The organism is Grimontia hollisae CIP 101886 (genome assembly GCF_000176515.1).
In the GTDB taxonomy this organism is placed as follows: Bacteria; Pseudomonadota; Gammaproteobacteria; order Enterobacterales; family Vibrionaceae; genus Enterovibrio; species Enterovibrio hollisae.
Map to the genome: position 1 here is coordinate 231,958 of NZ_ADAQ01000011.1, position 11,598 is coordinate 243,555.

The window sequence follows — 11,598 nt, forward strand, 5'->3', positions numbered from 1 at the left end:
GCTACGTATCCGATGCTGAGTATTTCGCGGTCTATCGCAATGGATGCCCTGCCGTGCGCGCTGCGATGCAAATCAGCTATCTCTGCGCCGCCAGACAACAAGATGTTCTCTCTTTGCGTAAAGACCAAATTTTGGATGAAGGGATATTTATCCAGCAAGGCAAAACCGGGAAGAAACAAATCAAGCTATGGAGCCCAGAGCTCAGGGAAGCGGTGAAAGAGTGTGACAATGTCTATGGCGCAAATAGCCTGTATGTCATCCATCAAGCGACGGGCTCTTCTTTTACACGTGATGGGTTTAATTCCCGTTGGAGAAAAGCGCGGGAAAAGGCAAGAAAAGAAACAGGGCTTCTCCTGGATTTCACCTTTCATGATTTGAAGGCCAAAGGGATTTCTGATTACGAGGGAAGTGCGAGAGAGAAGCAAATTTTTTCAGGTCATAAGACCGAGAGACAGGTGGCAACTTACGACAGAAAAGTGGAGCAAGTGCCCTCTCTTAACCGCCGGAATATTACCAAATGATATTACCAAATATTACCAAAAGAAAAACGGCTCACACGCACAAGCTTGTAAGCCGTTGTTTTTAATGGTGCCCCGGGCCGGACTTGAACCGGCACAGCGCGAACGCCGAGGGATTTTAAATCCCTTGTGTCTACCAATTCCACCACCAGGGCACGCAATTCTGTGATTGCGACGGCAGGCACCATCTGCAAATAATTTGGAGCGACACACGGGGTTCGAACCCGTGACCTCAACCTTGGCAAGGTTGCGCTCTACCAGCTGAGCTAGTGTCGCACATTACCCGGCATTACCGAATAATTAAAAGTGGTTGCGGGAGCCGGATTTGAACCAACGACCTTCGGGTTATGAGCCCGACGAGCTACCAGACTGCTCCATCCCGCGTCCGTATTTCACCATTCAAAGCATGATGATGGCTTGTATGCTTGGAGCGACACACGGGGTTCGAACCCGTGACCTCAACCTTGGCAAGGTTGCGCTCTACCAGCTGAGCTAGTGTCGCATCATGGAGGCGCGTCCCGGAGTCGAACCGAGGTCCACGGATTTGCAATCCGCTGCATAGCCACTCTGCCAACGCGCCTTTGCTAACTCCGCTTCAGTAAGTCACCTTCCTCTGCGGTACGGGTTGGCATTCTACATAAGTTTTTTATGCTGTCACGCAGAAATTTAAGGGCTTCGGTTCGTTTGCTTCTTTATCAAGCAAATCTGATAAATATCAGCCATATTGATCAAAGTTTTAGCAAAAATATCTGGCCTTTTTCATCAAAGCGCTTAATGCCCGAAGAGTGAAAAACCAAAAGCCAGCGATTTTCTCGCTGGCTTTTTCATCGTTAGGACAAGTGTCTGGCGCTAGATAGACTGAACGTCGAAGTCCACTTCTGGATTAACATCAACATCGTAATCCACACCTTCAACGCCGAAACCGAACAGCTTCAGGAATTCTTCTTTGTATTCCACGTAATCGGTCAGCGCTTTCAGGTTTTCTGTGGTGATCTGTGGCCACAAGTCACGGCAATGTTGTTGGATGTCCTCACGCAATTCCCAGTCATCCAGACGCAGGCGGTTTTTATCGTCCACTTCCGGCGCTGAGCCATCTGCTTTGTATAGACGCTGGCTGAACATGCGGTAGATTTGCTCCATGCAGCCTTCGTGAACACCCTCTTCACGCATTTTCTTGAAAACCATCGCGATGTAAAGAGGCATCACAGGAATCGCCGAGCTTGCCTGGGTGACAACAGACTTCAGTACTGCAACGTTTGCGCTACCGCCTGTCGCTGACAGTTTCTCATTCAGGGCAGCCGCTGCGCGGTCCAGGTCCATTTTCGCCCGGCCCAGCGCACCATCCCAATAGATAGGCCAGGTCAGCTCTGTACCGATGTAGCTGTATGCCACGGTTTTACAGCCATCTGCCAGCACACCGGCATCAGACAGGGCCTGAATCCACAGTTCCCAGTCTTCACCGCCCATGACGGTCACGGTATCTTTGATTTCCTGATCAGTGGCCGGCTCAACTGTCGCTTCAATGATTTCGTCTTTGTTGGTATCTACCGCAGTTGAACGATAGGCCTCACCGATTGGCTTCAGCGATGAGCGCACGACTTCACCGGTTTTAGGCAGTTTACGGACAGGCGATGCCAGTGAGTAAACCACCATATCGATCTGGCCCAGATCTTGTTTAATCAGTTCAATGGTTTTCTTTTTCGCTTCATCAGAGAACGCATCGCCATTCAGGCTCTTGGAATACAGCCCCTCTTCTTTCGCGAACTTGTCAAACGCGGCAGAGTTGTACCAACCTGCTGTGCCCGGCTTTTTCTCTGTGCCCGGCTTTTCGAAAAACACACCGATGGTCGCTGCACCGCCGCCAAACGCAGCTGCAATGCGCGATGACAGGCCATAGCCACTTGAAGAGCCAACAACCAGCACGCGTTTGGGTGCATTGGCAATAGGTCCCTGGGCTTTGGTGTATTCGATTTGCTCTTTTACGTTAGCTTCACATCCTTTTGGATGGGTCGTCGTACAGATAAATCCGCGAATTTTCGGTTTGATGATCATATTCAACCTTCCTTTCAAAGTTGGGCCTAGGATAAATACTTCATCTTGTTTTGGCACTTATTTTTGTCGCAAAAGCCGGTTTTCGGGCAGTGGTTGGAGGTGTTAGCAAGAAAAAACACCGCTGTTGCGGCGTTTTTGAGAACACATCAGCGGTTAGGCTGCTTTTCCTTTCTTGTTCTTGCCGGTCACAGGCGCATTGTCGCCCGAAAACCAGGACGGGTCGAAGTTATCCACCTGGATTGCGTCATAGCGAAGCGCGTCAGCATGTTTTACCTTGTCGACTTCTTCCTGCGTCAGGACATTTTGCTCAAGGGCAGCGGCGAGGCGATCAGCCAACAGGCCTTTGGCCGGAATTTGCTTCGCTTTTGCTGCAACGGCCATTTTCTTTTCCAATGGTTTCACAGAAACCATGGCTTCAAACGCGCGTTCCATGATGCCTACCGGATCGTCGGCCTTATCACCGACATAACAGAGGTGGGTCAGTCGCTCACGGTGTGCGCCCGGTGTCATCATCAAGTCCGCAATCTGAGTCGCCAGTTTGTCAGACGGTGCGTTGTAGTGCATGCCCAGTGGGAACAGGATGGCGCGCAGCGAGAACCCGACACCTTTTTGTGGGAAGTTATTGAACGCACCATCAAACGCTTCAGCACATTTGTTCAGGCAATGCTGCAGTGAGTAATGAACAAAGGGCAGATCAGACTGCTGACGGCCTTCATCCTCATAACGCTTCAATACTGCAGACGCCAGATACAGATGACTCAGCACATCCCCCAGACGGGCAGATAACATTTCGCGGCGCTTGAGTTCCCCGCCCAGGGTCAACATGGCCACATCCGCCGTCACCGCCAACGCACGGCTCATACGTGATAAGTGACGATAATAGTTGGCGGTTTCACCGGATACCGGTGCACTGTTGAAACGTGATCGGGTAAATGCATTGGTAAAAGACATCAGAACGTTTTTGGTGGCAAAACCAATATGTTTAATCAGTAATGCATCGAATGCTGCTGCGCCTTTCGCTTCGTCTTGCTCCGCCGCCGCTTCCATTTCTTTGAGCACATAAGGGTGGCAACGTGTCGCACCCTGACCAAAAATCATCAGGTTCCGGGTCAGGATATTCGCCCCTTCCACGGTAATGGCGACCGGCATACCAAAATAGTGGTGGCCTACATAGTTAAGAGGACCTAACTGGATAGCACGGCCAGCGTGAATGTCCATAGAATCATTGAGAATGGTACGAGCCAGTTCGGTCATGTGATATTTGGCAATTGCTGTCACAATCCCCGGCTTCTCTTTCATATCGAGAGAGGTTGTTGTCAGGGTACGCGCCGCTTCCAGCATGTAGGTGTAACCGCCGATACGCCCCATGGCTTCACCCACACCTTCAAATTTGCCAATATGCATGCCAAACTGCTTACGCACGTAGGCATAAGCACCGGTCGTGCGCGCAGTCAGGTGCCCGACTGCTGTACCGAGTGCAGGCAGTGAAATACCCCGCCCTGCTGACAGACATTCCACCAGCATACGCCAGCCTTTCCCGACATAATCCTGTCCACCGATGACCCATTCCATCGGAATAAATACATTTTCCCCACGGGTTGGACCGTTCATAAACGACAGACCAAGCGGGTTGTGGCGCTCTCCAATCTCAACGCCTTGATGATCGACCGGGATCAATGCGCAGGTAATACCCAGTTGTTCCTTTTTGCCTAACAGCCCATCAGGATCGTGCAGTTTAAACGCCAATCCCAGCACCGAGGCCACGGGTGCAAGGGTAATGTAACGCTTATTCCAGGTCAGGCTAATTCCCAGCACTTCTTTGCCTTCATGCATGCCCATGCAGACAACCCCCTTATCGGGAATAGAACCTGCATCAGAACCAGCTTCCGGGCCTGTCAGTGCAAAACAAGGAACTTCTTCGCCATTAGCAAGACGTGGCAACCAATAATTCTTTTGCTCATCAGTACCATAATGAGTCAGCAGCTCACCGGGGCCAAGAGAGTTAGGTACCATCACTGTGACTGCTGCACTCAAACTGCGCGTTGCGATGCGGGACACAATGGTTGAGTTCGCGTAGGCAGAAAACGCAAGACCACCGTATTCTTTGGGAATGATCAGTGAGAAAAACTTCTCTTTTTTCAAGAAGTCCCAGACTTCCGGCGGTAAATCTTTACGCTCCTGGACGATGTCAAAGTCATCAAGCATAGCCAGCAACGTTTCAAGCTGGTTATCCATAAACGCTTTTTCTTCGTCGTTCAGGCGGGGTTTTGGGTATTGCAGCAGTTTACGCCAGTCGGGACTACCAGCGAACAATTCGCCGTCCCACCATACACTACCTGCTTCCATTGCCTCGCGCTCGGTTTCAGACAGGGGAGGAAGAACCTTTTTGAAAAACGTGAACGCCGGGTCGCTCAAGTAGCGTCTTCTAAGTGATGGTTGAGAGCTCATGGTTCAGATCCTTGTATTTGTAACACGTTAATTTTTATTATTTTTTAACCTGCACTGCGCGGAAAACCGCTGGGCACAAGTAATAGCTCCTTGCCAAGCGGCGCATCCACACCTGCCGCCAGATAAGGGATTAATCGGTCGAGAATGTCTTCTGTCGTCACGTTATGGCCAAAATCATTTTCAGCAATCTCACTTAACGCAACATTTGACGCCATGGTGAAAATAACAGCACCAAGGGTGAAGTGAAGCCGCCAGAATACGTGTTCAGGTTTCAGGGCCGGATTGGCTTTTTTGACCGCCTGGGTGAACAATGAAAGTACAGAATCATAGCGGGTGGTGATAAACCAGCGCAGGTGGCCTTGCACATCAGTATAGCCACGGCCAATCAATTGCATGAAGGTCGACGCACCATGGCGTTTAAATGTATCCAGCCCGAGGAGAGGACGTTTGGTACAGGCAAAAACCTCCACCATTGAGATCTCCTCTTTCACCAACAGCAACGTCAATTCTTGCGCCAGTTGTGGCATGAATTGTTCCAGATACCGGGCTAATACTGCACGCACCAGCGATTTCTTGTCACCGAAATGATAGTTAACTGACGCCAGATTTACGCCAGCTTTACTCGTAATGGTACGAAGAGAGGTCTCTTTGAAACCATGCTCAGCAAATAATTGCTCAGCGGCATCGAGAATTTTTCCTTTGGTTTCGCCTTTCCCTGCCATTTTCATTCACCTGTATTAAACACCCGTTTAACTTTACATCCCATTATCATTAATAACAAGTCCAAAACATCCAGAGAAATCTACCCTTTTACAAGAGAAAAATTTAATCACTGTAACCAATTGTAAATTGGAGATATTCTTAGATTTTTGAAAAGATCACGCTCATTGATGATAGAAAATTTGGCGTTTTGGGGAACAATTGCTGGCTCATCAGGTCACATATAGTGCCACTGCTTTTTCTTAGAAGTTTTTATTCTTCTGAAGCCCGTACACTGAATTGCGTACGGGCTTTTTTTCGTCTAGATACCGGACAACGGTAAATTGAACCGATTGAAGAGGAGAAAAAAATTTTTTCGAAATTTTTGAACTTATCTGACAGGAGTCAGTCTGACATTGTGTAGATAGCGAATAAGTGCCTTCCATGTATAGCTGGCCGCCACACATGATTTCATCCTTATCGCTACATGCTGCTGCTTTTTCTTACTCCTGCTTAAAAACATTTATGTTGCCCGCTTCAGATGAAGCGGGCTTTTTTTATGCATGATGTCAGTGCAAATCTGGCACAGGCATATCAAAAGGCGACGGGTAGATAAGTGTCAAACCTAACAGTTTTAGGGTGTTGTATGGGTCGATATACTTGCCCTCCCCACCATCTTCGATAAAGGAAGGCTCTTCTAGCCCCATCTTCTTGGCAGCCCAACGATAAAACGCCGATCGCGATGGGTGTTCCAACGCACTGAGGTGCAAGATGTCCCCCCCTATTTGCTTTTTGACGATAGCAATAATCGCCCCAATACAATCATCACGGTGAACCAGATTAACGGGATCCTTTCCATTGCTGATATCCTCACGTCCGGCAAGGTATTTCCCTGGATGCCGCTCACCACCCACCAGTCCAGAGAGTCTCAAAACAACACCCCCTTCGGGAAACTGGGAAAGCATATAATCTTCAATTTCCCGGTGCATTTTCCCCGAAGCCGTATCAGGCTTACAAACCGTGCTTTCCGTTACCTTGCCTGTGACATTGCCGTAGACCGATGTAGTACTGATAAAAATGAACTGCTTCACGCCACCAGACTTCGCACTGTCAACCAGCTTCTTCATGGCCTGCACAAACGCTGCGCTGTCCACGGTGCGGCGACCGGGGGGGATATTGGCCACGAGGACGTCACTGCCGAATAGCGCTATTGACTCCGGTGCATACTCATGACTAAAAATGTCAAAAACCACACTGTGAATACGCTTCGATGTCAACAATGCTAGCGAGTCTGGATTACGTTTGCTTCCAACAACAGAATATCCAACTTCACGCATACTTTCTGCCAAGGGAAGTCCCAGCCAACCGCATCCGATTATTGAAACTGTTTTATAAGGTTTCGACATCAACACCGCCTTGTAATTGTTTTTCATTTGTCATGCCAATAGCTTCGAGACGTGCCACAAGAAATCCAACCTATTTCTCGTTTGGTGAAAAAAAGCTTCTATATTGTGTAATTAAGCAACCAAAAGCGTGAATGAATACAAATTTTTCCAAGGTATTTTTAGTTAGAATGCCTTTCAGAGAATCCAACCGTTACACTCAACTATAACATTGTTGGACATTGCATTATTTCACCCAATTTTAAGTCAGTATGCGACATGTGATTTTTAAGACATTTGCCACTGACAAATTAGACAGCGGAAGCAACGCGGTAATCTGAATGAACACCCTAGAAAAAATACAAAAAAATATTGAAAACTTTAGTAAGTCTGAACGAAAAGTCGCTGAAGTTATTATCGCCTCTCCACAGACTGCTATTCACTCCAGTATCGCGACACTGGCCAAAATGGCCGATGTCAGTGAACCGACAGTGAACCGTTTCTGCCGCAGGTTGGACACGAAAGGCTTCCCCGATTTCAAATTGCATTTAGCACAAAGCCTGGCAAACGGTACGCCTTATGTGAACCGCAATGTCGAAGAACATGACAGCGCAGACGCTTACACGTCGAAAATTTTCGAATCCACCATGGCATGTCTGGATGTGGCGAAAAACAGCATCGATCCCCACCAAATCAATCGTGCTGTTGATTTGCTCACCCAGGCAAAGAAAATTTCATTTTTCGGCCTGGGTGCTTCTGCATCTGTAGCCCACGATGCACAGAACAAATTCTTCCGCTTTAATATCCCTATCGTCTGCTTTAACGACATCGTGATGCAACGCATGAGCTGCATTAACTGCACAGATGGCGACGTGGTTGTTGTGATTTCTCACACCGGCCGTACCAAATCACTGGTGGATGTCGCTACCCTGGCGAAAGAAAACGGCGCAACCGTTATCGGTATCACGGAGAAAGGCTCACCGCTCGACAAAGTGTGTTCTTTGACTATTACGCTGGATGTGCCGGAAGACACTGACATCTATATGCCAATGGCAAGCCGTGTTGTACAAATGACAGTGATTGATGTATTGGCAACCGGTTTTACCTTGCGCCGAGGCCCGGGCTTCCGTGAAAACCTCAAACGCGTCAAAGAAGCGATAAAAGACTCTCGATTCAACAAAGAATCACTGACTTAGCAAAGAAAGGGTGGGCGTAACGTCTACCCTTTCTTCGTTTTTCCGCTCACGACACGTTTACTCACACTCTCTTTTTCTGTTTCGTAAGCATTTTCACTCAGGAGACTTGCATGTCTGAGACACTACGACGAACAAAGATCGTAACCACATTGGGCCCCGCGACCGACAAAGGTGACATGCTGGAGCAAATCATTGCAGCTGGCGCAAACGTGGTGCGGATGAACTTTTCACACGGTACAGCGGAAGATCATATAAACCGCGCCAATAAAGTCCGTGCAATCGCTGCGAAGCTGGGGCGCCATGTGGGCATCCTCGGTGATCTCCAAGGGCCTAAAATCCGGGTATCGACATTCAAAGAGGGAAAAATCCAACTTACGGTTGGTGACCATTTTGTGTTGGATGCCGCCCTGGAACCGGGTAAAGGCGATAATCAGCGTGTCGGTATCGACTACAAAAACCTGCCAAATGATGTGAAGGCTGGCGATATCCTGCTGCTTGATGACGGTCGCGTACAGCTCAAAGTCATGTCAGTTGAAGGAACCCAAATCCACACAGAAGTGACTGTGGGTGGCCCCCTCTCTAACAACAAAGGGATCAACAAAAAAGGCGGCGGCTTATCGGCCCCAGCCCTGACCGACAAAGACAAGCAAGACATTCTGATAGCAGCAAAGATCAACGTCGATTATCTGGCGATTTCTTTCCCACGCAATGGTGATGACATGCGCCTTGCACGCTCTTTGGCACGGGAAGCGGGCTTGGATGCGTGTTTGGTGGCGAAAGTGGAACGCGCCGAAACGGTGGCTTCTGACGCAAATATCGATGACATTATCGAAGCTTCTGACGCGGTGATGGTCGCCCGTGGCGATTTAGGTGTGGAGATTGGCGATCCGGAACTGGTGGGTGTGCAAAAGAAACTTATCCGCCGCGCCCGTTCATTGAATCGCTGTGTGATCACCGCTACCCAGATGATGGAGTCGATGATCAAGTCCCCCATGCCAACCCGCGCTGAAGTAATGGATGTGGCAAATGCCGTATTGGATGGCACGGATGCAGTGATGCTCTCCGCAGAAACTGCTGCCGGTGATTACCCGCTGGAAACCGTGAAAGCCATGGCAGAAGTCTGCATCGGCGCGGAGAAGATGCCCTCTATCAACGTTTCCAATCACCGCCTCAATAAAGAATTTGAGCTAATTGAAGAAACCATCTCGATGGCAACCATGTATGCTGCGAACCATATGCCCAAAGTGAAGGCAATGATCGCCCTGACAGAATCTGGCCAGACTGCACTCATGATGTCACGGATCAGTTCGGGCAAGCCTATCTTTGCGCTATCACGTCATGATTCAACACTCTCGCGTGCAGCATTGTACCGCGGCGTCACACCTGTTTACTTTGACAGTGATACCGGTGCAGGTGCCGACGTTGCGCACAAAGCCATTGCCCTGTTGAAAGAGAAAGGATACCTCAAACCCTGGGATGTGGTGATATTCACTCAAGGAGATGTAATGAGGTATGTCGGCGCGACCAACACCATGCGCATGATCACGGTAACCTGATATAGCGCAGCCTGTGCTCTCCTGTGCTCTATAGTTACGCCTCTTTCCGGGGCGTAACTATTTTTGCAGCCAGCCTTTTTCCGCCGCTTCTGACAACATGGCCTGTACCTTTTGCCACAGCAATGCAGAACCTTTTTCAATCTTGCTGTTTACTGTCAGTGCCTGCTCATAGCGCACGCCATGCTCTTTCCAGCTCTGGCCTTCACTGTGGTAGTTCAACAACATAGGTAACATACGATCCAGCGCTTTACCGTAGCGAGCTTCCGGGGTTTCCCCTTCTTCAAACTCCAGCCAGAGTGCCATCAGGGTTTCCCTTTGATCGTCTGGTAGCATGCCAAAAATACGCTCTGCGGCTTTTAACTCTTTCTGGTGTTGCTGTTTTGCAGCTTCCAGGTCATACACAAAGGTATCACCAGCATCAATTTCAACCACATCATGGATCAACAACATCTTCACCACTTTTGCCACATCAACCGGTTCATTGGCGTGTTCTTCAAGCAATAATGCCATTAACGCCACCTGCCAGCTGTGCTCGGCAGAATTTTCCAGCCTCGCACCATCGCTTTTAACGCGGGTTCGCCTCAATACTGCTTTCAATTGGTCAATTTCAACAATCAAGGCCAATTGCTTTTCAAGCCTTTCAAAAGAACGGATATCACTCATTGTTTGACGCTACCCAGTGCGGATTAATCACAGAAGTCAGAATATGATCTTCCCATTTTCCATTAATTAAAAGGTAATCCTTCGCCTCGCCCTCTTTCACAAAGCCAGCGGCTTTCAGCACTGCGGCGCTGCGTTTGTTTCTGGGCATATACGAGGCCATTACCCGGTGCATATTCAAATTATCAAACAGCCATTGGTTTGTCTGTTTCAGGGCGCGCCGCATAATGCCCCTTCCCTGCGCATTTTCCGCCAGCGAATAACCGACGTTGCAGGCGTGAAAGGGGAACTGAATGATGCTGCTATAGGTGATCACCCCGCACACTTCCTCTTTATCCTGCTCAAAAATCAAAAAATAGTAAGCAAGACCATGGCGTTGCAATTCGGTCAGTTGGATAACACGCCTCTCCCAGCCTTGATAGGTGAAAAAGCCATCTGGCCTGGAAGGCTCCCAAGGCGAAAGAAATTGGCGATTCACCTGGAAATAATCCACGATAGCGGAAACATCCGTCATCTGGATCGCACGAATAACAAGATTATCAACACGTAATTGAGGAAAAGGGGTTATAATTTCGACAGACAATTCGCCTCCTGTCCAATTGTGCCGTTGATTATGTACTACGATAGCTTTGAATCACCGCTGGGGAAAATTCACTTACTGGCTGATGAGTCAGGTCTAAGACAACTGACCTTATGTCTCCATCACCCTTTCGAACCCTGCCAGGAATGGAAACACTCACCGAAACAGCTCACTCCCTACAAAAAGCAGATCCTCGAATTTCTCGACGGAAAACGCACCCACTTTGATGTTCCCCTGGCACCAGAGGGTACCGAATTCCAGCATAAAGTCTGGCAAGCTCTGCGCAGTATTCCTTATGGGGAAACGCGGTCATATGCTGACATTGCCCGGGAAATCGGCAATCCAAAAGCGTATCGTGCAGTCGGGATGGCGAACAACGTTAACCCCATCCCCCTGGTCATTCCCTGCCACCGCGTAATAGGCAGTGATGGAGAACTGACCGGCTACCGTTACGGCCTGGAGATCAAACAAAAGCTCCTGGCCATGGAAAAAAATGGCGGCTGATAG

The 11,598-nt window shown here is 49.0% G+C and carries 10 protein-coding genes and 5 tRNA genes; 4 read left to right on the forward strand and 11 right to left on the reverse strand.

The window, feature by feature from the left end; genetic code table 11:
- The first annotated feature begins 53 nt into the window (after positions 1-53).
- Positions 54-521 (forward strand): tyrosine-type recombinase/integrase, encoded by a 468-nt coding sequence (locus VHA_RS07345; protein WP_005503219.1) that lies wholly within the window; start codon positions 54-56, stop codon positions 519-521.
- A 65-nt stretch (positions 522-586) separates the two neighbouring features.
- On the opposite strand, the gene VHA_RS07350 is transcribed toward VHA_RS07345, so the two are convergent.
- From VHA_RS07350 to VHA_RS07390, 9 genes are all read right to left on the reverse strand, one after another.
- A tRNA-Leu gene (locus tag VHA_RS07350) sits at positions 587-673 on the reverse strand.
- A gap of 45 nt (positions 674-718) precedes the next feature.
- A tRNA-Gly gene (locus VHA_RS07355) sits at positions 719-794 on the reverse strand.
- A 31-nt stretch (positions 795-825) separates the two neighbouring features.
- Positions 826-902 (reverse strand) — tRNA-Met (locus VHA_RS07360).
- Positions 903-944: 42 nt separating this feature from the next.
- Positions 945-1,020 (reverse strand) — tRNA-Gly (locus tag VHA_RS07365).
- A 4-nt stretch (positions 1,021-1,024) separates the two neighbouring features.
- Positions 1,025-1,098, reverse strand: a tRNA-Cys gene (locus tag VHA_RS07370).
- 269 nt (positions 1,099-1,367) lie between these two features.
- Entirely contained in the window at positions 1,368-2,570 is a 1,203-nt protein-coding gene (fabV, locus tag VHA_RS07375) for an enoyl-ACP reductase FabV (RefSeq protein ID WP_005503221.1), read from the reverse strand.
- A gap of 153 nt (positions 2,571-2,723) precedes the next feature.
- Entirely contained in the window at positions 2,724-5,018 is a 2,295-nt protein-coding gene (locus tag VHA_RS07380) for an acyl-CoA dehydrogenase (protein ID WP_005503223.1), read from the reverse strand.
- 44 nt (positions 5,019-5,062) lie between these two features.
- On the reverse strand, positions 5,063-5,740 hold the full coding sequence (gene psrA / locus VHA_RS07385; RefSeq protein ID WP_005503224.1) for a TetR family transcriptional repressor PsrA: 678 nt from the start codon (positions 5,738-5,740) through the stop codon (positions 5,063-5,065).
- Between the two features lie 546 nt (positions 5,741-6,286).
- On the reverse strand, positions 6,287-7,150 hold the full coding sequence (locus tag VHA_RS07390) for an SDR family oxidoreductase (protein ID WP_229333287.1): 864 nt from the start codon (positions 7,148-7,150) through the stop codon (positions 6,287-6,289).
- Between the two features lie 290 nt (positions 7,151-7,440).
- Here VHA_RS07390 and VHA_RS07395 point away from each other — a divergent pair, with 290 nt between their 5' ends.
- Positions 7,441-8,295 carry a MurR/RpiR family transcriptional regulator gene (locus tag VHA_RS07395; RefSeq protein WP_005503228.1) on the forward strand — a complete coding sequence of 285 codons (855 nt, stop codon included), beginning with the start codon at positions 7,441-7,443 and terminating at the stop codon, positions 8,293-8,295.
- A 110-nt stretch (positions 8,296-8,405) separates the two neighbouring features.
- A complete protein-coding gene (gene pyk, locus VHA_RS07400) occupies positions 8,406-9,851 on the forward strand; it encodes a pyruvate kinase (protein WP_040528459.1) in 1,446 nt (481 codons plus the stop codon).
- Between the two features lie 57 nt (positions 9,852-9,908).
- Here the strand turns inward: pyk and VHA_RS07405 are convergent, their stop codons facing one another.
- Positions 9,909-10,514 carry an HD domain-containing protein gene (locus tag VHA_RS07405; RefSeq protein WP_005503232.1) on the reverse strand — a complete coding sequence of 202 codons (606 nt, stop codon included), beginning with the start codon at positions 10,512-10,514 and terminating at the stop codon, positions 9,909-9,911.
- A complete protein-coding gene (rimJ, locus tag VHA_RS07410) occupies positions 10,507-11,094 on the reverse strand; it encodes a ribosomal protein S5-alanine N-acetyltransferase (protein ID WP_005503234.1) in 588 nt (195 codons plus the stop codon). Before rimJ ends, VHA_RS07405 begins: the two co-directional genes overlap by 8 nt.
- A 30-nt stretch (positions 11,095-11,124) precedes the next feature.
- Here rimJ and VHA_RS07415 point away from each other — a divergent pair, with 30 nt between their 5' ends.
- Positions 11,125-11,595 (forward strand): methylated-DNA--[protein]-cysteine S-methyltransferase, encoded by a 471-nt coding sequence (locus tag VHA_RS07415; RefSeq protein ID WP_005503235.1) that lies wholly within the window; start codon positions 11,125-11,127, stop codon positions 11,593-11,595.
- Positions 11,596-11,598 lie beyond the last annotated feature (3 nt).

Bases quoted from the DNA above. Each gene is read 5' to 3' on its own strand.
- fabV (WP_005503221.1), bottom strand. From the start codon at position 2,570: ATGATCATCAAACCGAAAATTCGCGGATTTATCTGTACGACGACCCAT.
- VHA_RS07380 (WP_005503223.1), bottom strand. From the start codon at position 5,018: ATGAGCTCTCAACCATCACTTAGAAGACGCTACTTGAGCGACCCGGCG.
- psrA (WP_005503224.1), bottom strand. From the start codon at position 5,740: ATGGCAGGGAAAGGCGAAACCAAAGGAAAAATTCTCGATGCCGCTGAG.
- VHA_RS07390 (WP_229333287.1), bottom strand. From the start codon at position 7,150: ATGAAAAACAATTACAAGGCGGTGTTGATGTCGAAACCTTATAAAACA.
- VHA_RS07395 (WP_005503228.1), top strand. From the start codon at position 7,441: ATGAACACCCTAGAAAAAATACAAAAAAATATTGAAAACTTTAGTAAG.
- pyk (WP_040528459.1), top strand. From the start codon at position 8,406: ATGTCTGAGACACTACGACGAACAAAGATCGTAACCACATTGGGCCCC.
- VHA_RS07405 (WP_005503232.1), bottom strand. From the start codon at position 10,514: ATGAGTGATATCCGTTCTTTTGAAAGGCTTGAAAAGCAATTGGCCTTG.
- VHA_RS07415 (WP_005503235.1), top strand. From the start codon at position 11,125: ATGTACTACGATAGCTTTGAATCACCGCTGGGGAAAATTCACTTACTG.